This is a genomic window from Megasphaera geminata F0357, from assembly GCF_000239275.1.
GTDB classification, from domain to species: domain Bacteria; phylum Bacillota; class Negativicutes; order Veillonellales; family Megasphaeraceae; genus Megasphaera; species Megasphaera geminata.
In genome coordinates this window covers 66,945-88,256 of the sequence record NZ_JH417574.1, presented here as the reverse complement: position 1 = coordinate 88,256, position 21,312 = coordinate 66,945, and the positions used below count along the sequence as shown (strand labels likewise).

At 50.6% G+C, this 21,312-nt stretch carries 25 protein-coding genes, 3 tRNA genes and 1 pseudogene; 2 read left to right on the top strand and 27 right to left on the bottom strand.

Annotated features, from left to right (window positions below; translation table 11 throughout):
* Nucleotides 1–12: 12 nt before the first annotated feature.
* Nucleotides 13–888, bottom strand: a complete 876-nt coding sequence (locus HMPREF0080_RS03095) for a YicC/YloC family endoribonuclease (protein ID WP_006789740.1) — start codon at nucleotides 886–888, stop codon at nucleotides 13–15.
* 180 nt (nucleotides 889–1,068) lie between these two features.
* Here HMPREF0080_RS03095 and HMPREF0080_RS03090 point away from each other — a divergent pair.
* Nucleotides 1,069–2,357 (top strand): annotated as a pseudogene (locus HMPREF0080_RS03090) (Rqc2 family fibronectin-binding protein); the annotation flags it as partial.
* 6 nt (nucleotides 2,358–2,363) lie between these two features.
* A complete protein-coding gene (locus HMPREF0080_RS10620; protein WP_342610076.1) occupies nucleotides 2,364–2,786 on the top strand; it encodes an NFACT RNA binding domain-containing protein in 423 nt (140 codons plus the stop codon).
* A gap of 67 nt (nucleotides 2,787–2,853) precedes the next feature.
* Here the strand turns inward: HMPREF0080_RS10620 and HMPREF0080_RS03085 are convergent, their stop codons facing one another.
* The 26 genes from HMPREF0080_RS03085 to HMPREF0080_RS10585 all read right to left on the bottom strand — a co-directional run bounded on the left by HMPREF0080_RS03085 (nucleotide 2,854) and on the right by HMPREF0080_RS10585 (nucleotide 21,170).
* Complete coding sequence (locus tag HMPREF0080_RS03085) at nucleotides 2,854–3,129, bottom strand: GNAT family N-acetyltransferase (protein WP_040347061.1); 276 nt, start codon at nucleotides 3,127–3,129, stop codon at nucleotides 2,854–2,856.
* Nucleotides 3,130–3,182: 53 nt separating this feature from the next.
* Nucleotides 3,183–3,476 carry a DUF2325 domain-containing protein gene (locus tag HMPREF0080_RS03080; protein ID WP_006789736.1) on the bottom strand — a complete coding sequence of 98 codons (294 nt, stop codon included), beginning with the start codon at nucleotides 3,474–3,476 and terminating at the stop codon, nucleotides 3,183–3,185.
* A gap of 309 nt (nucleotides 3,477–3,785) precedes the next feature.
* Nucleotides 3,786–3,862 (bottom strand) — tRNA-Arg (locus tag HMPREF0080_RS03075).
* Nucleotides 3,863–4,069: 207 nt separating this feature from the next.
* Nucleotides 4,070–4,354: a PepSY domain-containing protein gene (locus HMPREF0080_RS09065; protein WP_006789734.1), complete on the bottom strand. Its 285-nt coding sequence runs from the start codon at nucleotides 4,352–4,354 to the stop codon at nucleotides 4,070–4,072.
* Complete coding sequence (locus HMPREF0080_RS09060) at nucleotides 4,351–4,638, bottom strand: hypothetical protein (RefSeq protein WP_006789733.1); 288 nt, start codon at nucleotides 4,636–4,638, stop codon at nucleotides 4,351–4,353. The genes HMPREF0080_RS09065 and HMPREF0080_RS09060 overlap by 4 nt, the downstream gene beginning before the upstream one ends.
* A gap of 249 nt (nucleotides 4,639–4,887) precedes the next feature.
* The gene (locus tag HMPREF0080_RS10615; protein WP_006789732.1) at nucleotides 4,888–5,025 is read right to left on the bottom strand and encodes a hypothetical protein; all 138 of its coding nucleotides are present in this window, start codon (nucleotides 5,023–5,025) and stop codon (nucleotides 4,888–4,890) included.
* A 41-nt stretch (nucleotides 5,026–5,066) separates the two neighbouring features.
* A tRNA-Gly gene (locus HMPREF0080_RS03060) sits at nucleotides 5,067–5,140 on the bottom strand.
* Between the two features lie 23 nt (nucleotides 5,141–5,163).
* Nucleotides 5,164–5,240, bottom strand: a tRNA-Pro gene (locus HMPREF0080_RS03055).
* Nucleotides 5,241–5,287: 47 nt separating this feature from the next.
* Nucleotides 5,288–6,061: an adenosylmethionine decarboxylase gene (gene speD / locus HMPREF0080_RS03050; RefSeq protein WP_006789731.1), complete on the bottom strand. Its 774-nt coding sequence runs from the start codon at nucleotides 6,059–6,061 to the stop codon at nucleotides 5,288–5,290.
* Between the two features lie 45 nt (nucleotides 6,062–6,106).
* On the bottom strand, nucleotides 6,107–6,601 hold the full coding sequence (locus tag HMPREF0080_RS03045; RefSeq protein WP_006789730.1) for a metallophosphoesterase family protein: 495 nt from the start codon (nucleotides 6,599–6,601) through the stop codon (nucleotides 6,107–6,109).
* A complete protein-coding gene (locus HMPREF0080_RS03040; protein ID WP_006789729.1) occupies nucleotides 6,598–7,197 on the bottom strand; it encodes an XTP/dITP diphosphatase in 600 nt (199 codons plus the stop codon). Before HMPREF0080_RS03040 ends, HMPREF0080_RS03045 begins: the two co-directional genes overlap by 4 nt.
* A gap of 2 nt (nucleotides 7,198–7,199) precedes the next feature.
* Nucleotides 7,200–7,874 carry a coenzyme F420-0:L-glutamate ligase gene (locus HMPREF0080_RS03035; protein ID WP_006789728.1) on the bottom strand — a complete coding sequence of 225 codons (675 nt, stop codon included), beginning with the start codon at nucleotides 7,872–7,874 and terminating at the stop codon, nucleotides 7,200–7,202.
* Nucleotides 7,875–7,885: 11 nt separating this feature from the next.
* Nucleotides 7,886–8,152 (bottom strand): hypothetical protein, encoded by a 267-nt coding sequence (locus HMPREF0080_RS10610; protein ID WP_006789727.1) that lies wholly within the window; start codon nucleotides 8,150–8,152, stop codon nucleotides 7,886–7,888.
* Nucleotides 8,149–8,427 carry a hypothetical protein gene (locus tag HMPREF0080_RS10605; protein ID WP_006789726.1) on the bottom strand — a complete coding sequence of 93 codons (279 nt, stop codon included), beginning with the start codon at nucleotides 8,425–8,427 and terminating at the stop codon, nucleotides 8,149–8,151. The genes HMPREF0080_RS10610 and HMPREF0080_RS10605 overlap by 4 nt, the downstream gene beginning before the upstream one ends.
* Nucleotides 8,428–8,465: 38 nt before the next feature.
* Nucleotides 8,466–9,269 (bottom strand): glutamate racemase, encoded by an 804-nt coding sequence (murI, locus tag HMPREF0080_RS03025; protein WP_040347018.1) that lies wholly within the window; start codon nucleotides 9,267–9,269, stop codon nucleotides 8,466–8,468.
* Nucleotides 9,262–9,705, bottom strand: coding sequence for an acyl-CoA thioesterase (locus HMPREF0080_RS03020; RefSeq protein ID WP_006789724.1), 444 nt, complete (start codon nucleotides 9,703–9,705; stop codon nucleotides 9,262–9,264). Before HMPREF0080_RS03020 ends, murI begins: the two co-directional genes overlap by 8 nt.
* Nucleotides 9,706–9,864: 159 nt before the next feature.
* Nucleotides 9,865–10,203: a YkvA family protein gene (locus HMPREF0080_RS03015; RefSeq protein WP_006789722.1), complete on the bottom strand. Its 339-nt coding sequence runs from the start codon at nucleotides 10,201–10,203 to the stop codon at nucleotides 9,865–9,867.
* A 13-nt stretch (nucleotides 10,204–10,216) separates the two neighbouring features.
* Nucleotides 10,217–11,053 carry a hypothetical protein gene (locus tag HMPREF0080_RS03010; protein WP_006789721.1) on the bottom strand — a complete coding sequence of 279 codons (837 nt, stop codon included), beginning with the start codon at nucleotides 11,051–11,053 and terminating at the stop codon, nucleotides 10,217–10,219.
* Between the two features lie 61 nt (nucleotides 11,054–11,114).
* On the bottom strand, nucleotides 11,115–11,858 hold the full coding sequence (locus HMPREF0080_RS03005; RefSeq protein ID WP_006789720.1) for an SDR family NAD(P)-dependent oxidoreductase: 744 nt from the start codon (nucleotides 11,856–11,858) through the stop codon (nucleotides 11,115–11,117).
* 13 nt (nucleotides 11,859–11,871) lie between these two features.
* On the bottom strand, nucleotides 11,872–13,167 hold the full coding sequence (locus tag HMPREF0080_RS03000; RefSeq protein WP_006789719.1) for a divergent polysaccharide deacetylase family protein: 1,296 nt from the start codon (nucleotides 13,165–13,167) through the stop codon (nucleotides 11,872–11,874).
* Between the two features lie 58 nt (nucleotides 13,168–13,225).
* A complete protein-coding gene (locus tag HMPREF0080_RS02995; RefSeq protein ID WP_006789718.1) occupies nucleotides 13,226–14,389 on the bottom strand; it encodes an MGDG synthase family glycosyltransferase in 1,164 nt (387 codons plus the stop codon).
* A 121-nt stretch (nucleotides 14,390–14,510) separates the two neighbouring features.
* Nucleotides 14,511–14,789: an HU family DNA-binding protein gene (locus tag HMPREF0080_RS02990; protein ID WP_006789717.1), complete on the bottom strand. Its 279-nt coding sequence runs from the start codon at nucleotides 14,787–14,789 to the stop codon at nucleotides 14,511–14,513.
* A 47-nt stretch (nucleotides 14,790–14,836) separates the two neighbouring features.
* A complete protein-coding gene (gene yabN, locus HMPREF0080_RS11505; RefSeq protein WP_006789716.1) occupies nucleotides 14,837–16,321 on the bottom strand; it encodes a bifunctional methyltransferase/pyrophosphohydrolase YabN in 1,485 nt (494 codons plus the stop codon).
* Nucleotides 16,322–16,340: 19 nt separating this feature from the next.
* The gene (locus HMPREF0080_RS02980; protein WP_006789715.1) at nucleotides 16,341–17,900 is read right to left on the bottom strand and encodes a putative polysaccharide biosynthesis protein; all 1,560 of its coding nucleotides are present in this window, start codon (nucleotides 17,898–17,900) and stop codon (nucleotides 16,341–16,343) included.
* Nucleotides 17,893–19,950: a transcription-repair coupling factor gene (gene mfd / locus HMPREF0080_RS10590; protein ID WP_245527208.1), complete on the bottom strand. Its 2,058-nt coding sequence runs from the start codon at nucleotides 19,948–19,950 to the stop codon at nucleotides 17,893–17,895. Before mfd ends, HMPREF0080_RS02980 begins: the two co-directional genes overlap by 8 nt.
* On the bottom strand, nucleotides 19,899–21,170 hold the full coding sequence (locus HMPREF0080_RS10585) for a transcription-repair coupling factor family protein (RefSeq protein ID WP_245527207.1): 1,272 nt from the start codon (nucleotides 21,168–21,170) through the stop codon (nucleotides 19,899–19,901). The genes mfd and HMPREF0080_RS10585 overlap by 52 nt, the downstream gene beginning before the upstream one ends.
* Nucleotides 21,171–21,312: the final 142 nt, after the last annotated feature.

The following is a 21,312-nucleotide window of genomic DNA, read 5'->3' as shown; positions in this document are numbered from 1 at the left end:
ATGTTATCACCGTTATTCAATATTTTGTATTTGTTCGCGAACCTTTTCCAGTTCGTTTTTAATATGTAAAACCGTCTCCGTGACGTCCATATCCTGTGTTTTGGCGCCGACCGTATTTGTTTCCCTGTTTATTTCCTGAATGAGAAAATCAAGGGAACGGCCGACATCGCCGCCGCTGTTCAATAATTTTTTTAATTGTAACACATGACTGCGAAGACGTACAACTTCTTCCGTGAAATCCGATTTATCCGCAAAGACGGCAACCTCCTGTAAAATACGACCTTCATCAACCGGCACACCGGCAGGTTCCAGGAGATTGACGATACGGTTATGGAGACGTTCGGCATAGGCCGTCACGATATCTTCCCGCTTCCCGGCGATGGAATCGATATACTCCTCCATGAGGTCGGCGCGTTTTAAAAGATCCGTATGGATAATTTCGCCTTCTCTGTCCCTCATGGCGGTAATCGCGTCAAGGGCTTGTGTAACGGCGTTGTCAAAAACGGGCCGGACCGCTTTCGTGTCGATGACGGGAGGTTCCTGCGTGAACCAGTCGCTGCAAAGGGAGATGATTTCGCCGAGCGTAGCCGGCTCATCATTGAAAAATCGTTGCTTGGCCGTATCGAGGGCAACTTTGCAAGCTTCAAGGGCCGCATAATCAATACGAATTTCTTGCGGCTGCCGTTCCAACTCCGTCACCGTTACGAACATATCCACCTTGCCGCGGTGGATCGTTTTTTTTACGGCGTTCCGCAACCTGTCTTCCAAGGCCATGTAAGCACGAGGCATACGAATATTAAGTTCGAGAAAACGTTGATTGACAGCCTTTATTTCTATCGTAACGGACAATTTCCCGTCACTGAACGTGCCGCTGCCGAACCCGGTCATGCTGCGCAATGTTGAAGTACCTCCTTCTGCGAGAAGCTCGGAATATGTTTTATCGTAATACGTCCCGCCGGCGCTGTCAATAAGGCGGCGGCATACCCCGTTTCCTCAGCGGCCGGGGCCTATATACTATTACAGCCAAATCGCCTATAATAAGAAGCACAGTAAAAGGAGCAAACGGAAATGAACTTGGACGGCATCACTTTACATTCTATCGTACGCGAATTGGCGGAGGCCCTGCAGGGCGGTCAAATTTCAAAAATATACCAGCTTAACGGGCGGGGGCTCTATTTTCGGATTTTCAGCGGCTCCGGGCCGCACCACCTTGTTGTTACCCTTGACGGTTCACCGCGCGTGTATCTGGCCGATACTCCGCCGGCCACGCCCGATGTGCCTACGGCGTTGGTCATGTTCTTACGCAAATATTATGAAAACGGCGCATCGCATCGATAAAACAACTTCACCTCGACAGAATCGTGGAAATCGGTATAGACATACTCGACAGGTCCGGCCGTCTGGCAGCGCGTAAAATCCACGTCGAGCTGATGGGCAAATACAGCAATGTCATTTTTACGGAAAACGGCGTAATCCTTGAAGCCTTGATCAAAACGCGCAGGGATAAGTCCGCGCTGCGCACGATCGCGCCGAAAGAGGCGTATGAATTCCCGCCGAATTTTATGCGCATGGATCCGTTTGAATTTTCCGCCGATGAGCTTTGCAATATGATGACGGCCGGTACGGATGAAGAGCTGGGCAAATGGATGATGCGCCGTTTTAACGGGATGAGCACGGTAGTCCTGGATGAGCTTTCCTGTATGACCGGCCTGGATAAAAACACATATCTGCGGGATTTAACGGACGCGGAAAAACACATATACGCCCGGGCCGTCGCCACCCTGGGAGAACGCTTGCAGGGCGCTCGCGGAGCCTATGTATACTGCAAAGGCCAAAAAGAAATCCTGTTCCCCCTTCGCTTGCAAAGTCTGGCCGATTACGATATACGCTATTATCCGTACATTGAAGAGTATTTAAAAGAATTCCAGGACACCCGGGGAAGCCTGAACGGCGAACAGGAATATCTGAAGAAAAAAACGGGAAAACTCATAGAACGGCAGATCCGTAAAATGAAGCGGATTGACGGCGAATTACAGGAAACCGGTAAAATGGATATATACAAGCTCTACGGCGATCTGCTCATGATTTATGCCTATGAAAAGCACGACCATAAAAAATCGGTTACTGTGAAAAATCTCCTTTCCGAAAAACAGGAAAATATAGAAATAACCCTGGATCCGTCCCTTTCTATGACGGACAATGCCAACAGGTATTATAAAAAGTATATGAAGCTGCGCAACCGAAAACAAAAGTCCGCCGAATTACTGGCGGAAAATGAAAAGGAACTGGCCTATTTGCAATCGTTGGAATACGCCCTGCAAACTTCCGTGACAAAAGACGAGTTGGCCGATATTAAGGCGGAAATGCGCCATGTCGGGCTTTTACCGCCGGCCGGTAAAGAAAAGCTGAAAAAAGACTCTTCCCAACAAATTCTTACGTTACATACGGACGGCATGGAAATCTGGATAGGCCGCAACAACAGGCAGAACGATTTCTTAACAACCAAAAAGGCCCGCCCCCGTGATCTGTGGTTTCACGCCAAAAATCAGCCCGGTTCACATGTCATTCTGGTCAGCCACAACGGTACACCGACAGCTGAACAAATAAGGGCTGCCGCCGAATGCGCCGCTTTTTACAGTAAAGGTAAGGACAGTTCCAAAGTGGAGGTTGACAGCACCCTTGTCCGCCATGTAAAAAAGCCGGCCCACGCCGTCCCCGGGTTCGTGATCTTCGAAAATCAGACCACCTATGTCGTCGAACCGAAAAAGCACGTCGAACTGGAGTGAAAAAGAAAGACGGCCGCAAGCAATAATCAGGTAAACACCTCATTATGCTTACGGCCGCCTTGTTATGTCAGTCCGTAAATATATCATCGTATTCTTTGTGCCGCTTTGCCCATGCCGAGGCATAAGAACAGGTAACGGCGGCTTTACGCCCTTGTCCGCGAATATAATCGGCAGCTGCCTGTACGATTTTTCCCGCAACGCCCTGCCCGCGTAAACTGTCATCCACAAAGGTGTGTGTAATAACATATGTACCGTCAGGCTGCAGGGGGAAGTCAATTTCCGCGACAACTTTGCCGGAATCGTTTTCCAACCAGATTTTGGAAGGACCATATTTAAAATCCATATACATCATCCCTTCGTATTATATTATAGCACAAAGGACGATAATGCAACAGCTTAACCGACCGCACGCTCCGCGTGTTCTTCCAGGATGGAAGTCAACGCGTTGGCGCTGCTCGTATGGGAGCGGATCACTTCCACGTTTTTGCGTTGCGCTTCTTTTATGGCGCAGCGTACCATACTGTGACTGACCGTGCTTGTAAACAGCACTACCAGATCGGGGGAACCGATTTTAGATTTGAAGTCACTGGGTACTTGCGTAAACACTTTTGCTTTATAAGAATATTTTTTACAGATATTTTTATATCTGCACACCATACAGTCATTTCCGCCTACAATGACGACGCTCATAATACTCTCCCCTTTTCACGGATGTATAAATTAATATTGATAATGCGTTTCAATTACAGTTAAAAGTATACTGAATCAAACTATACCTTGTCAATAGATGATGAGAATTATTAATAATACTGTCTTCCAATATACTTTATATGCATTAAAATAGCAATTACATGTAAAATAATTTATTTTAATTAAGAATTAATTTTAATTTTCATATTAAATTCTGAAAGTTTAATATAAAGCGCTGTATGGAATCCTTCACCGCTTACGACAGCCGTACGCAAAAAAAGACGCCTCCGAAAAATCGGAGACGTTTTTTGGTGACCCAGTAGGGATTCGAACCCTAGACCCACAGCTTAGAAGGCTGTTGCTCTATCCAGCTGAGCTACTGAGTCATGATACATATGGGTGCGGACAGTACGGTGTAATTGTACCATTAACATATGGACAATGCAAGGGATAAGCCTGTCCGGACAAGGGGCACCGGGCAGGCTTATTCTTTTGAATATTTCAGAACGAAAGGAGGAACTGTCGGGAAAATCGCGTTATCCGCGGACAAACATCAAGAATAAAAAAGAGGCTCTGTAAAGAGCCTCTCCGCTTTATGTTGTCGGTACTATCGTGCCCGTAACGGCTTCAATGACTACTTTCATTTCGTTGCCGCCGTCATCGAACATTTTAACTTCGTAATACGTATGACCGTCTTTAGAAGCTTCGACTTCCCATTCGGCGATCTGGTAAGCGGGACCCGCTTTTTTCAACGCGGCGGCCGTAACGAGTTGAGGCGGCAGGATACCGTCCGTATCAATGCTCTTTTTTTCCCGGTCTTTATCCGGAGCATCCGTTTTTATGGAAATAACTTCCCCCGTTTCCGCTGAAATTTTCATTTCCTTTTCCGCGTCCTGCGTATAGCCTCCACTTCGTAGTATGGATGATGTTTGCCGTCATAAGAGACGGATTTAATTTTTGCAGCGGCACCGTAGTATTGTTTAAAGAGATTGACGGCGCCGCTGTAGCCGACGGCATCTTTGTTCATGACGGCGTGCGCGGCGGCCGGTGCGGTCCCTTTTGCGTTTTCCGGAAGTGCAGTCCCCGTGTCTGCCGCAAGGGCGGTTGCCGTCAACACGGCGGCCGCTGCCGCTGAAAGTGCGTATGCTCTGATCTTTTTCATAGAAACCTCCTGTATCTGCTCTTACATGCGGGTATATATAAATTATACGACTATGCGGAAAACTCGTAAAGACTGATAAGTTTTCAGTTTTATAACAAAAAAAGGACTTACGTGAGCCCTTTTTTACAGTTTAGAATGATGCCGTCATCGTTGCCGCCAGACCGAAGATAATACCCGGAATGTTGGCAAAGACAATCGGCCAGTCACGATCCCTTTTAAAGAAGCCGTAAATAACCCAAAACGTGCAGTTTACAAAAGCGACTGCCGCTGAATCGGATCCCCCCTGTGACCGGACAGATTGCCCATGATCTGCGGAATATACGATACGTACATACAGATCGACATGGCGGAAGCGACTGTTCCGAGCTTTGCCATCTTGCTTTCCATATGCTCTCCCCCAATTCAGAAAAAAATGATTTCTCAAAAAATGGAGCGGGTGATGGGAATCGAACCCACGTAACCAGCTTGGAAGGCTGGCGCTCTACCATTGAGCTACACCCGCATTGATATAAACTATAACCGCTTTGGTCGGAGCAGCAGGATTTGAACCTGCGACCCCCTGGTCCCAAGCCAGGTGCGCTGCCAAACTGCGCTATGCCCCGCCAACAGTAGTTATTATACTTAATTTATAGAACTCTTGTCAAATATTCTAGCGAATTGTCGGCATATTACGCCCGTTAAAAATCTCCAGCATTTCCTGCTGCAATTGTCGGCGAATATTGTCACAATCTTTCGCTTTCAGCTGATCTTTCGTGATATCGAAAAGATAATTGTTCAAATCGAAATCTTTAAGCATCATCTTTGTATGGAAGATATTTTCCTGATACACATTGACATCGATCATATTATAACGGTGCCGCGTTTCCCTGGCTATATAATTTTGAATCGAGTTGATGCGATGATCGATAAAAAGCTTCTTGCCGCCTATATCACGGGTAAAGCCGCGGACCCGGTAATCCAGCGTCACAATATCCGAATCAAAAGAATCAAGCAAGTAATTCAGGGCGTTAAGCGGTGAAATCCTGCCGCATGTCGATACATCTATATCGGCGCGGAAGGTTGTAATCCCTTTTTGAGGATGACTTTCCGGATATGTATGAACGGTCAAATGGCTCTTATCAAGATGACAGACTACATCCGAATCGGGGATAATTTCTTCTTCCGAAATGAGGATGGTCACGCTTGCTCCCTGGGGATCGTAGTCCTGACTGGACACGTTCAGAATGTTGGCCCCGATAATGGAGGATACGTTTTTTAATATCTCCGTGAGCCGCGCCGCATTGTACGCCTCATCAATATATTCTATGTAATGGCGGCGGGCCTCTTCCGTATCGGCGTAGCAAATATCATACATGTTAAAGCTCAATGTCTTCGTCAGGTTATTAAAGCCGTAGAGTTTCAATTTGTTCTTTTTTACTGTCATCTTCTGTCCTTACCTCTTGCCGTATATTTACCGAGCCTTGCACGGTTATTCCATTTCATAGAACCGGACCGCTTCAATTGTACCGTTTCGTAATGTGCAAATCCCGTAAGTCCCTCTTTTCCCGTCCCGGGGTAAAGAGATGCTGCCGGGATTGATAACGGTACAGCCGCCTGTCCTGCCCTCAAAGCGCCGATGCGTATGGCCGAAAAGAGCCAGAACCGCGCCCTTTGTCAAGGCCCGTTCGGCCAGTTTATCCGGGCGCCGCGGTGCGGGCCATTGGTGTCCGTGTGTCATATAGACGCATATACCTCCGACATCCGCCCATAATTCTTCCGGCGCTTCGGCGCCTCTATAGTAATCGTTGTTTCCTAAAACCGTATAAACGGGAGCAGTCGTACAGAGGGCTAAGGCCTCTGCGTCTTCACAATAATCACCGCAATGGAACCAGACATCGACGGCGGGATTGCGGGCCGCCATTGTTTCCAGCGCCGCAAGGCGGCCATGACTGTCACTGACTATACCGATTTTTAATGATTTCATCGCAGTAAATCCGTCAATTTCCGCAATGCTTTCCCGCGGTGACTGAGCCCGTTTTTTTCGGCAAGACTCATTTCGGCCATGGTTTTTCCTTTTTCGGGTATATAGAAATACGGATCATAACCGAATCCGTTGTCCCCTGCCGGCGTATTAAGAATAATCCCCTCGCAGGTTCCTTCCGCCGTCAGTAATTCCCGGCCGGGCCTTGCCAAAACAAGAACGCAGGCATAACGGGCCGTACGCTTTTCTGCCGGCACGCCGGAAAGCTCCGCGAGGAGTTTCGCGTTATTGTCGGCGTCGTTGTGCTGCGGCCCGGCATAGCGGGCCGAGTAAACGCCGGGCCGGCCGTGCAAAACATCCACGATCAGGCCGGAATCATCGGCAAGACAGGAATATCCGGTTTTATCCATATAATATGTCGCCTTTAAGGCGGCGTTTTCCGCAAATGTCATCCCCGTTTCTTTCGGCTCCGCTATGGCGGCGTCGATGTCGCCGACAGGCACCGCGGAAAATCCGAGCGGCTCCAGTACAGCCTTGAATTCCCTGAGCTTCCCCTCGTTTTTCGTAGCTATGACAAGTGTCCGTGTTTGTTTTTCCATGCTTATCCGTTATCCCTGTGCGCGTTACGGGTGCGGACAGCAGTCCCGTAATTCTTTATAATGACAATCGGCGTCTTTTGGGACGCATTGCCGAAAGGATTGTCAATGAGTATTTTGGCGACTTCCTGCGGCTGTACGCCGCGAGAATATCCGAGCACGGCGGAACGTTTTAAATCGTTTACGTCGGCAACGCAGGCGCCGTAACATCCGAGACGATGTTTGATCTTTTCCGCCACGCCTGCCGGATCGGCCGGTCCGTAAACGATGCATTTATCGAACGGAGGCATCGTACCGGTTACGTCGTCGGTCAATGAAGCCTGACGGCAAAGGCGGTACCAGACGCCGTCTTTACCGAAGAGTTTAGCGATAAAGCCGATGATAAAGCAAAAGAGCATCTTCCATTCCCCTTCCAGTTCCATGGCGGCCTGCATACCGTAAAGGCTGGCCATGCTGCCTTCGCCGGGAACGAAGCGGCGCATCAGGCGCGCCTGCCAGGACGGGGTTAATTCTTCGGGGCGTGTAAAGCGTCGCTGCGTTATGGCGACAACGCTTTCGGCCACGCAGAGAAGATCTTCCGGACCGATCTTGCCGCGCGTATACTGTTCGATCGTATCTACAATATCATCCTTTTCCGTAAGGATGCGGGTTTTTACCGGTACTAATTCCAATTCTGCCATTGCAGTGCCTCCTATGCCTGTTCCATTGCCTGCTGAACTTCAGCGGCTTTCAACGTAATACGAGCTTTGTGGATATACCATTCGCTGCGGGAAACGGCTTGATATACGAGGTCAATCGGCATATCGGGAAACAAGCGCAAATCTTCACGGATGTTGCCGCCCTTGCTCGTGAGTGTGACGGTAACACGAATACGGCCGCTGTTATGAGGATAGTAAATAACGGCTTCCCAATATCCGTCATCGCGTTCGGCCGCCTTATTGGCAAGCTGAGCGCTCACCGTGACGAATCGTATTGTTCGCGCGGCAAAAGCGTACGCGGATAGAAGTCCATAATCGTCCCCAATTGTCTGCCGCCGTTGTGAAAAGGGACTTCCGTTTCGAAAACAGCCGTAGCGTCCGTCAGGGATTTTAACCTGAACGGTTCGCGACGGCGCGCTTCAATAATGAATCTGGCATCGCCCTGCTTCCACGAAAAAATGCGGAATAACAGGTACATTACGGCAAAGATGCCGATAAGAGCGATGATGACATTCAAGAATACGTACAAGTACACGGGACAGGACTCCTTTTTCAAAAAAAATAATTGACGACTTATGTCAGCGAAACTTCCGCTGCCGTAAATTCTTCAGGACTGATAAGTTCTGATGCCAGCGCCGCGCCGCGTCCGGCTTCGGCCGTAAAACAAAGATGTAAATATCCGGGCCGCCGCTGCGTGTTTAAGAGATTTTTCTTTTTTAAAACCGCCAGCGTCTGCAACGCGGTTTCATGGGCCGGATCGACGAAAACGACGGATTCGCCGCAAAGCTCTTCGAAGATGTGCCGGACAAAAGGATAATGGGTACAGCCGAAAATCGCCGTATCAACGCGGGCTTTTAAAACGGGTGCGACATCATCCCGCACGGCCTCTCTTATTTCGGGACCGTCCAGCTTGCCGCGTTCAATCAATCCCGCCAGGGAAGCGCAGGGCTGTTCCACTATGGTTAAAAAAGGATCCGTTTTTTCGGCTTCTTTTTTATGGATGTGATTGGCTATCGTAAGAGGTGTGGCGAAAACGGCAATCCGTTTTTCAGTCGTCGTGTCTTTTGCCGTTTTAATGCCGCGGCTCATGCCCAACAGAGGGATATCGGTTTCGTTTACAACGATATCGTATGCCGTTGCCGTTGCCGTGTTACAGGCGAAGGCGATAAGTTTCACATGTTGTCCGGCAAGAAAGGCAATGATTTCCCGCGTAAAAGAAAGAATTTCCTCTCTCGTCCGAATGCCGTAGGGGTTACGCCTGGTATCTCCCAAATAGACGATATCTTCATGCGGCAAGAGGTGACGCAATTTGTTAACCACCGTGAGCCCGCCTACGCCGGAATCGAAAACGCCGACAGGCTGTGCCGTATTAGCCACGATCACAATCCTCCGCCGTAAGAATCCGGTCTTTTCTATATGCGGCCTGCAATTTACTGTAGTGGCGATCGTCAAGACGGGCAACGGTATTTCCCTTGCGGTGCGTAAAGACATTTTGGGAAGTGCCCTTGCAAAGCATACGGCCGTCGTCATGCCGTCTGATGATATAGGAAAAAACCGTTTGAGCGCGTGACAGCTTGATCAGCTTCGTTTCGATATCAATGACATCGTTAAAGTGTATGGGATTGATGTATTCGCAGGATACATTTTTTATGGGAAAAAGGATCCCTTCGTCCATGAGTTCGAAGAGACTCAGCCCGGCTGCGTCAAAGTATGCGCAGCGGCCGCATTCAAACCAGCGGATCTGATTCGAATGATGCACAATTCCCATCATGTCCGTTTCATAAAAACGGACTTTTTCCGTCGTAATAACCATTTTACCAGGACTCCCTGTCGGTACTGAAACAATAAATTAATTGTACCCTCAACGGGTGCGGCTGTCAATTTTCCGGCGCCTTTCGGGGACGGCGTACGTGCAGCCGCCGCACAAACAAATTCCAACAGGCGCGAATACCTGTTGGAATTTAAATGCTCCTTATAATTTTGCCAACGGAAACAGTTTGCGTACCTTCTCTTTGTGTTCCGGCTTGATATAGGTGCCGGCAAATGATAAGGCTGCCGCAATAACGGCGGCGTCATCAAGCCACCCGATGCCGGGAACGATATCGGGAATCAGATCAAAGGGAAGAATCGTATAGCCCGCGGCACCCATGAGAACCAAGCGCACGAAAGCAGGCGTGTCCTGATCTTTTATACAATAATAAAGCATCATAAGCCGCGGCAGGAAGCGGATTTTCTTTCCCGCCGATTTGATAAAGGCGATGAATTTAAAGGGTGAATAGAAACGTGCAAAGAAAGTCAGCCATTTAATCATAAAACCGTCCTTCTTATTCCAGCGGTTTTTTTGCGTCTTCCACGGCGGCGCGTACCTGTTCTTCCACTTCTTTGTCGGGGTTACCGCTGTCCGTGAATGCTTTTACAGCGTCTTCCACTTCTTTTTCTTCCGCTTTATCCGCCGCCTCTTCCGCAAGTTCATCGGCAAGGCTCTTGTGATTGCAAACGTTCTGGTACAATTCGCAGCCTTTTTCCTTGGCGTCCATGACGGCGTCCTTAGCCGCGCTGCCCCATTTGGCGAGGAAATCTTTTGTTTCGTCGCCGAGAGGGACATTCTTCAACGGGTTATCTTTCAACTTTTCAACCTGTTCCTTGGCCTTTTCCTTCCATTCGCCGAACATTTCCACGTACGGCGTCACGTCGCTGGGCATCCCGTCGCGAAGCCAACGCTGTGTGACGCGGCCGAGACTGTATGTAATTCCCACCGCTACAGGGACCTGGATCGCGGAGAACGGGATAAGCGTTGTCAAAAGATTGCCGGCCATGCGGCTGCCCATGGCTCCCAGAAAGGCAAGCAGCGCGCGTTCCGTAAGTTTAACATTGTATACGCGGGCTATACGGCTTACCAGATACACTTCATTAGCCATAAGCGCGACCGTTCCCACCAAAGGCGCAATAACAATGGCGCCGGCGCGTGCGGCCGCCCAACGGCAAAGCGTTTCGACCTTGAGGTTTTTATCTTCCGTCGTTTCGTCCATTGCATCCAAGACCGTCAAAGCCTTTGCGTCGGCATCTTCTCCGCGCGCTGCATTTAATTTCGCGACTTCCGCTTTTAATTCGGCAATTTCTTCCTGCAAACTTTTTAATTGTTCCATTTCTTCGTTGGTCATCAGAAACACCTCAAATCCCAGTAAAATGATTTAATTGATTAAATTATATTTTCCCATTTTTCTACCAGCTTGTCAAACCGCCGTCAACAGGCAGGGCGACCGCCGTAATAAAGGAAGCGTCCTCGCTCAAAAGAAAGGCGACGGCTTTTGCGATTTCCCGCGGTTCCGCAATTCGCCGCAGCGGATAAAGGCTGCCCATCGCCTGCAGCGTAAGCGCTTCATCGGCTGCAAGCTGCCGCTCTACGAGCGGTGTCCTGACATCACCGGGACAAATGCAGTTGACCCGTACGTCATGCGGGGCCGTTTCCAGGGCAAGAGAACGGGAAAAGGCGACAACGGCCCCCTTCGTGGCGGCATAGACCGAACAGCCTATATTCCCCTGCAGGCCGGCGTCGCTGGCGACGGTGACGATAGCGCCGTGCCGCTCTTTTATATACGGCAGCGCTTCCTTACAGAGAAAAACCGTACCGTATGCATTAACCGAAAAAATCCGTTCCGTTGCTTCTTCGGTCATGTTTTCAAGCAGGGTTTCTTCATAATATCCGGCGGAGGTGACCAGCCCGTCTATGCGTCCGAACGCGCGGACGGTTCGTTCGACAATCTCACGGCAACCTCCGGCCGCGGCCACGTCGCCTTCAATGAAAACGGCTCTGTCCGAAGCGCTTAAAGAGGCCAATGCCGTTTCTCCCCGCTGCGCGTCCCGGCCGTTTACCGCTACGGACCAGCCTCCGGCTAAGAGGACACGGGCCGTTTCCAGGCCGATTCCGGACGTACCGCCGCTGATCAGAGCAACCTTTTCACTCATTTTTCCTCCATCACTACATTAAATCCGTTACAAAAACGAAGTCTATACCGTCGTCGATCATTTCAGCGGCCATGTCCCGGAGGGCACGCATCGTGCCGGCTCTACAGTGACCGATGGCAACGGCGCTGCCGTTCTTTTTGGCGATCCAGGCCGCCTGCCGCAAGCGTTCTTTAACAGCCGGTACAGACGGATCGTTATCAAGAAAAAGATTGTTGCGCGTCGTCGGGACGCCCATAGCGGCCGCCGTTTGCGCTCCTACGGACTCGGTACTGGTGCGGCTGTCGAGAAACACGAGACCGCGTCTTTTGAGGACGGACATGACGTCTTTCATGAGCCTGCCGTCGGCAGTAGCCTTCGACCCCTGGTGGTTATTGATACCGACGGCGTACGGCACTTGATCTATCAATTCGTTTGTCGTTGCCGTGATCTTACTGTCTCCCATATCCGAGCTGAGGAAAATTTCTTCTGACGACGGGACATTAAGCGGTTCCATCGGTAAATGGACAATAATTTTACGGCCTGCATTATACCCGCTTTCGGCACTGTCAATCGTATGGGCTTTAAACGGCATGACAGCGTACGTCAAATCAACGGGCACGGCGTTATAGGCTTCCAACACGTCCATATCGCTGCCGCAATCATCAATGACGACAGCCAGACGGCCTTCTACGCGGGAGGGATGTCTCCCCCCCTTTTTACGGGACCCTTTGTCCTTTTCGGATACTGCGTTCTTCCCGTCTTTCTTTAAAGCCGCCACGACGGTGTCAAACGCGGCATCGGCCGGTACGAATACCTTCAGGGCGATCAGATATACCTGTTCCGTATCAAGCAGATCAAAGAGCGCAATATCATATTCTTTGACGGACGCACCGCCGATCGTTGTGTCCGCCGTCCGATACAGGGTTGCTTTCCCGTCGGATTTTCCCAGTTCCTCAGTGAGGGTTTCTTTAGTAAAAATGTCGGCGCCCTTCGCCACAACGCTCTTTGTCGACCAAATGATTTTACCGCCCGTTTTATGCCGTGTTTCCTCGCGGTTTTCCGTCTGTACCGTTTCAACGGTACAGTCTTTGCTTTTAAGCCATGTAATTACACCGTCCTGCAGCTCTTCGGCCGCAGCGGTATAATCCGCGTTTTTGCCGTCGTCGGCAGGCTTGTCCAAAGATGAAATTTTCGTGTCGGCCGTCTGCGTGTCGTTGCCTTGATGAAAATAGGCAAAGCCCATTGCGCAAAGGGCGATGAAAAGGCCCAGTACGAAATAGGCCCTGCCGGAAATTTTCTTTTGCTTTGCCGGCGCTCTTCTCCTGGCCATGCTGTCCTCCTATGAAAAAAAACGGCGTAAAAAGAACGTCCTTCTACGTCGGCTATACTTATGAAATTACGTCCGGTTCATCTGTCCTGCAAACAGAAATTGTTTTCTCTGCCTGCGGCTGTAAAAGCTCCGCTACACGCCTGCCGATGATCTGTGCGCCGTCCCGGCGGCAAAAGCGGCAAGCCCGGGACATATCGCCCAGGCGTTCCGGGTGCCTTAACAAATCCGATACGGCAGTGATCAGCCGAGCCTGCGTTTTGACCCAACGGGCGCATCCTTTTTCCTGCATATAAGCGGCGTTGGCTTCTTCCTGTCCCGGTATGGGACTGAAAAAAACGGACGGAACGCCGACCGCCGCAGCTTCCGTACAGGTCAGGGCCCCCGGTTTGGTAACGAGGAGGGACGCCTCGGCCATCAATGCGGCTATGCGGTTCGTATAGCCGAAAATACGTACGGGATGGCGCAATTTTCGCTGCAGCTGTGATAAATCGTCGAAGAGATCCGCATTGTGTCCGGTCACGACGGTAAACGTATCAACGCACTCTAATTTATCCAAGAGCATGAGCGATTCTTTGATGGCTCCCATACCGAGACCGCCGCCCATAATGAGAACGTTTTTTTCCGTTTGAATCCGCTTTCTTCCCGACCATTGTTCTTCTGTAAAAGCCGTGCGCACGGGAATCCCGGAAATAAATATCCTTTCTTCAGCCACACCCTGTCCGACGAGCATATCGCGCAAATGAGGCGCGGCGACGAAATACCTGTCAATCTGCGGATATACCCACAGCGAATGAACGGCAAAATCCGTAATGACGCCCGCAATGGGGATATTCATCTTGCTGCGGCGCTTTAACAGTGCCGCGGCACCGGCCGGAAAGGGGTGTGTGCAAACGAGAAGATCCGGTTTTTTTTCTTCCAGAATCCGTGACATACGGCGTTTCAGCCCCCATGCAAAAAGGGTCTTTACAATCATGCCCTTTTTGTATCCCTGGGATGAATAGTACATCAAATCGTAGAGAAGGGGAAATACATCAAGTATCTTTATATACGTTTCCTTGACAAGATTGTCAATGGACAAAACGTCGTTGGAAATAAAATCCAGCTGTTCCACTTCATAACCGGCACAGTTTTGGCTCATATATTCTTCTATCGCTCGCGCGGCCTGTGTATGACCAGTCCCTATTGATGCGGACATGATCAGAATCTTTTTTGCCATCGGCATACCTCATCGACCTTCTCGTTGCGTCTTTTGCAGGCAATCATGCTTGTCACATACATATTACGCTATTTACAAAAAAAAATAAAGAGTCGTATTTGAAATACGACTCTTTAAAGGTAAACTCTTATTTTTTATTTACCATGTCTTTCAACTGTTTGCCGGCTTTGAAAGCGGGTGTCTTGGATGCGGGAATCTTAATGGGTTTGTTGTTGCGAGGATTACGGCCTTCACGAGCTTTACGAGCGCGTACTTCAAATGTGCCGAAACCGATAATCTGTACTTTGTCACCTTTTTTCAAGGATTCGCTGACAGCTTCAAAAACGGCTTTAACCGCTTTTTCAGCGTCTTTTTTTGTCAGATCGGATTTCTGTGCAACACTAGCAATCAATTCTGTCTTATTCATCAATAAATCCTCCTTTAAATAAGTTACATCTATAAATTACCGGCCGACTAGGTTCTGTCTGATGAATGCTCTTCCTGTTTCGCTTCATTCCAGAACGCGTCCAAATCGTCAAGGGAGAAGTTACTCCATTGACGACCCGAGTTCGCGACTCTGTCTTCTACATGAGCAAATCTCCGACGAAATTTGGTGTTGGCACGATGTAACGCACATTCAGGCTCAATCTTATAGTAACGAAAAAGATTGGACAGAACAAACAGTATATCACCGGCTTCTTCTTCCATGTGATCGCTGTTTCCTTCCTTTACGGCTTCCTTAAACTCGTCCAGCTCTTCCGCCAGCTTCCGCCAGACGCCGTCTGCGGAAGGCCATTCAAAGCCCGCTTTACCCGCCTTGTCTTGCAGTTTATAGGACTGCAGTAGCGAAGGCAACCCTTTGGCAACGCCGTCCAGCAAGTGTTTATGCTGTTGACGCCCTTCTTTCTGCTTAAGTCTATCCCAGTTTATCATACTCGTATCGGTATTTTCAAGGCTTTTTTCAGAAAAAACGTGCGGGTGCCGCCTGATCATCTTGTCCGTCACATGATCGACTACATCCTGTGCATTAAAAAAGCCTTTTTCTTCGGCGATTTTCGCATGAATTGCCACCTGATAGAGAATATCCCCGAATTCTTCACAAATGCCCTCCATATCGTTGTCGTCAATGGCATCAAGGGCCTCATATACTTCTTCCACGAGGAAACGGCGCAATGTCTTATGTGTCTGCGCTTTATCCCAGGGGCAACCGTGTTCCCCACGCAGCGTATCCGTTACCTTGATAAGAGGAGTCATATCAAAAGGCATGGCTTCATTGCGTTTCGCAGAGAAGTCGGGCGGCGGCAGGACAAGACTGGTAAGGTGATCCATATAGTCGAGCCGATCCAGTTCGTAAAGTTTAATCCGTTTAATTCGTTCATCTTCCAGTGATATATGATGCGCAACAAATATTTCATATTCATCCCCGTAGCGATCAGCGAGAAGCAGCTTTATGTTTGACGCCGTTTGCCGGTTACAGACCTGCGTAATGACGACGGGAACGGGCGGCAACAGCCCCGGTTCACTCAGCTCAAAGCCGTCTAAAACAAGGAGGCCGTTGATCGGGTCGATGCCGGTTTCGGTATAAAGAGCTTCCAAAAAGCTCATGCCCGGGAGTATTTCTAATGAAACACCGGCCGCGGCACAACGTTTTTCCAGGATCCGAACCGTATCTTCCGCTACGGCGGGACTGCCGGGCACGGCATAAACGACATCTCCGCCGGCGACTTTAGACATGACATAATCTGTAATCTGAGTATGTACGTCTTCAAAGGGAGCGCCGTTTCCATAAAACCGATCCAACGCTTCATAAGCGATACCCTTTTCATCCAAATAGGCCGCGGCGGGGTGTACCGCCGTGCGCAGCAAGAGGCAGGGCGTGCGTTTCATGATAACGATGGCGGCCATCGTGATGAGTCCGGCGGCACCGGGTCCCAGGCCGACGATTTGTAATTTTCCCATATACTTTCCTTTCTGACGGTTATTTCAACAATTTTCCCATAAACGGGACATTCCGCAGTACGGCAACGTCAACGGCACGTACCAGGAAGAGGCCGGCAAGGTAAATAATGGCGGCGGCCGCGATTGAAACCACAGTGGCTGCCGAATTTCCCGCTACGGCTGAAAGAGGGTGATACAGAATTACGGCGGTCCCCGCCATCGCCGCGGCAGCGATAAACAATTTGCCGATATACGCCCACTCCGGCCTATACCCGATATATTTGCGCACAAAATATATATTCAACGTCGTCGCCAAGGCGATATCCGCATTTGTCGCCCATGCGGCCCCAACTTCACCGAGCCAGGGAAGGGCCGTTAAATACCAGGAGAGAATGATTTTGACGACGGCCGCTATGCCCATGTTGAGCAGAGGGATGCCCGTACGCCCCATTCCCTGCAACAGCCCGTTCGTAACCTGCTGCAACCCGATCAAAAAGGCGGCCAGCGCAAGCACCCGTATGGCAGGTCCTGCGGCGGCGGTATTATATAACAGCTCGGAAATAGGCGTTGCCAGGACGGCCAAGCCCAGGCATGCGGGCACAGTGATAAGATTGGCTATGCGCATGGCCGTATCGGTCCGTTCTTTCACCTCCTGTAACCGCCCCGCCGTAAACGCGGCCGAAACGGCCGGCACAAGGCTGGTTGCCAGTGATACGGTAAGGATGGTCGGCACTTGAACGAGACCGTTGGCCATACCCGTCAAATACCCGTACAGGGCGGTTGAAGCCTGTACGGAATGGCCTGCCGCCTCGAGCCGCATCGGCACGATGATCATATCGATACCGGCAACGGCCGGCAGCAGCATATTGGCGGCCGCAACCGGTACGGCGAGAATGATAAAGCGCCGCAGAAGAGAAAACACGGGCTCACCGTTATCAGCGCCCCGAAGGGGCGGCACGGATCGGCGAACGTGGCGCGCATAGAGCGCGCTGATAACGGCAAGACCGGCCAGAGCGCCGGGAACGGCACCGAAAGCGGCACCGGTAACGGCCGTTTCCAAGCCGTACGGAAGGAGCGTATACGCCAGGACGAGCATAACGCATACGCGGACGAATTGATCGCACATTTGCGAGATCGCCGTCGGCGTCATTATCTGTAAGCCCTGAAAATAACCGCGAAAGGTACAGGTGATGATTGAAACAGTCAGTGCCGGAGCCAAAACAACCAAGGGAAAATAGGCACGCACGTCCCGTACCAGGCCGAACGCAATGAGACCTTCGGCGCCGAGAAACAGGCCCGCGCCGAAAAAAACGGCAACGACCGTCATGAAGATCAGAATAATGCGGAATATACGGCGCGCGCCGCCCGAATCGCCCTGAGCGATTTTTTCCGCCACCATGACGGAAAGCGCTATCGGTACGCCCGCTCCGGCGATGCTGAGGCCGAGTACATAGACGGGATAAGCGATCTGATAAAGGCCTATGCCTTCACCGCCGAGAATACGGGATAACAGGATCCGGTTGACGCCGCCGAGGAGCTTGACGACAATACCCGCTGCCGTGAGGGCCATGGCGCCCCGTAAAAACATATTTTTAAGCATCCCTGTCCTCCTGTTTCGCGCAAGCTTTAAGAATATAGTCGATGTATGCGAGAATGTCCGGTATGCCTGTTAAATCAAAGCGAAATGTCGCCTTTAATCCCGGCAGCCTGCGGCAGCGGCGCTTCAGGACCGCCTCGAAAGCGTCCGGGTCCGGAACGCGGGCTTCGTTCCGCCACTTCATTTCCAGGCCAGCAGTCTTTTGGCTGATACGCGTAATTTGTAGATGTTGGGCGCACAGGCGCAGGCGAGTGGCTTTCAGAAGCGTCCGTACCGGTTCGGTCGGCTTGCCGTACCGATCGAAGAGTTCTTCTTCCAGTTCGTCCAGTTGGGCCGTTGTTTCAATTAAAGCCAGCCGTTGGTACATTTCAATCTTCTGCCCGCCGTGCCCGATATATGCATCGTCAATGTACGCGTCGGCCTGCACTTCCATAACCGTACGCACCGGCGGCCGCTCACGGGTTTCTTCACCGCGCAGCCGGGCAATAGCCGTTTCCAGCATGTGTACGTACATGGCGAAGCCTACACTGGCAATATTGCCGTGCTGTTCCCTGCCGAGAAGGTTTCCGGCGCCACGTATTTCCAGATCGCGCATAGCAATTTTAAAGCCCGAACCGAGTTCCGTAAATTCCTTTACCGCCTGAAGGCGCTTTTCCGCCACTTCCGAAAGGATTTTATTCCGCCTGTAGAAGAAGTATGCGTAAGCCATGCGACGGCTTCTGCCGACACGGCCGCGCATCTGATACAACTGGGACAGGCCGAAGCGATCGGCGTCATATACGATAATCGTATTGGCATTAGCTATGTCCAGACCGTTTTCCACCAGACTGGAACACAGAAGAAGGTCATAATTCCCTTCATAGAAATCAAACATCGTCGCTTCCAGGAGTGAACCGGGCATCTGCCCGTGTGCCATGCCGACGGTAATATCCGGCAGCAATGCTTCCAGTTCCGCCTTCATCCGTTCTATCGAAGCGACTCGGTTATATACGAAAAAGACTTGTCCGCCGCGGCGTTTTTCGCGCATTACCGCGTCGCGCACGATGTCCGCATTATACGCGGTCACATATGTCTGCACAGGGATTCGTTCCGTCGGCGGGGTTTCAATAAGGCACAGCTGACGTAAGTGAACGAGCGACATATGAAGAGTTCTCGGAATCGGCGTGGCCGATAAGGTGAGCACGTCGATTCCCGTCGCCCACGATTTCCATTTTTCTTTCTGCGCCACGCCGAAACGCTGCTCTTCATCGACAATGAGGAGGCCTACATCTTTAAACACAACATTTTTATTTAAAATGCTGTGCGTGCCGATGAGGATATCCGCTTTGCCTTCGGACAGACGGGTCAGGATAGCTTTCCGTTCTTTTAATGACCGGAAACGGTTGAGAACGTCACATTCAATGCCGAAGGGCCGAAAACGCTCCGTAAAAGTTTGATAGTGCTGCTGCGCCAGAACGGTCGTCGGCACGAGGACGGCAACCTGTTTGCCGCCCATAACGGCTTTAAAAGCGGCGCGAATGGCGACTTCCGTCTTGCCGAAACCGACATCGCCGCAGACCAGGCAATCCATCGGCAGCGGCTTTTCCATGCTTTTTTTTACGGCCGCCACGGCTTTTAACTGATCCGGCGTTTCTTCATACGGGAACGTTTCTTCAAATTCCTGCTGAAAGGGTGTGTCGGGAGGAAACGCATAGCCGTCGATGATTTCACGTTTAGCGTACAGATCCGCCAATTTTTCGGCTAAACTGTCAATTGATTTTTGCGCTTTTGCGCGCGCTTTTTTCCAGTCGGCGCCGCCCATTTTATGTAAACGGGGGGCCTCTCCTTCATTGCCGATATAGCGCTGCAGTAAATTAAGCTGATCCGTCGGGACGTAGAGAATATCCTGCCCCGCATAGTGGATTTCCAAATAGTCTTTATGCACCCCGTCGCTTTCAATCGTCTTAATGCCCGTATATTTACCTATACTGTGAGTGGCGTGCACTACATAATCACCTTTGTTCAAATCGGTAAAGGCGTTAAGTTCCCGTCCGTTTGCCGTATGCTTGCGCAATCGCTTTTTCTGCGTGCCGTATACGTCCCGTTCGGGGAGACCGCGAGTTTGGCATACGGCAAATCAAACCCGTTCTGAATTTCTCCGTCTGCCATATAGATCCCCGCTCCGTCTTTTCCGTTTTCCAACGGAACTGCGCCGAGATCGTTGCGTTTCAGCCAGCTTTGCAAGGAAGCGGCTCTGTTTTTACCGGAAATAACGAAAACTATCTTGTAGTCATTGCGCAGCCAATGCTGAAGTTCGTCTTTTAAAAGAGCGAACTCTTTGCGGAAGCCGGCTATCGTCTTGGCCGTGAAACTGAGCGCGGCGGCTTCGTCAACATTACTCACGGATTGGGCCAGGACGGACAGGAACAGCTGTACGGCATTATGCTGCCGTCCCGTGATAGTACGCCACTGCTCCGTCCGCCCCTTCCATTCGTCCGCTTCGATACAAAACTTCTTCAGTTCTTCTTTCGACCTATTTCCTTCGTCCCAGATAATAAACGAGTCTTCGCCGTAATCAAGCAGCGTAGACCCGGCATCAATCCCGTCACGGGCCATGGCGAAGGGTAAAATTCTGGCGGAATCGATGTGCTCCCCGGACTTTTGCGACGTACTGTCGAAATAGCGGATACTTTCCACGGTATCCCCGAAAAATTCGATACGGACGGCCCGCTCTTCATTGAGCGGATATACGTCGATAATATCGCCGCGGACAGAAAAGCAGCCGCGACGATCAACGAGTTCCGTCCGTTCATACCCGCCCTCCGCAAGGCCGGCGAGAACCGTTTCACGGGCATATTCTTCATTGACCGCAAACGTCAGCACGGCGGCATCGATTTCACCCGGACTCACGACATGCTGGGCCGCTTCCGCCGCCGTCGCCACAACGATCACCTGTTTATCACCGCGCAGGGCCGTCAGCGCTTCCATACGACGGGCGGCAAAATCCAGGCTTTTCGCGGTTGTCGTGAAAAGGGTCCTATGAACCAGCGGCACAGTATAGGTACGGAGATGAGGCGCAAAAAAATGTAAATCCGTGAGCCATATAGTTTGTTGTTCGCCCGTGGGCACGATAATAATACATTTTTTCCCGGTGTTGTTAAGTATATCGGCAATAAGAGCCGTTTTGGAAGAACCGCCGAGACCGTATAAGCCGTAGTTCTTACCGCATTTAAAAAGCTGAGGCGCACTCTGTACCGTTTTATCCTGTTCAAGCCATTTAAAAAAAAGGTCCATATCCTTATCTTTCCTCATACCAAAGGGGGCTTTAGATTCCTAAAGCCCCGACAGTCCGTCATATAAATAAGTTAAATTATAGCATACCCGGCAAATCGGGACAACAAAAGCCGCTTCCTGCAACCAAATAAAAGAGGCCGGG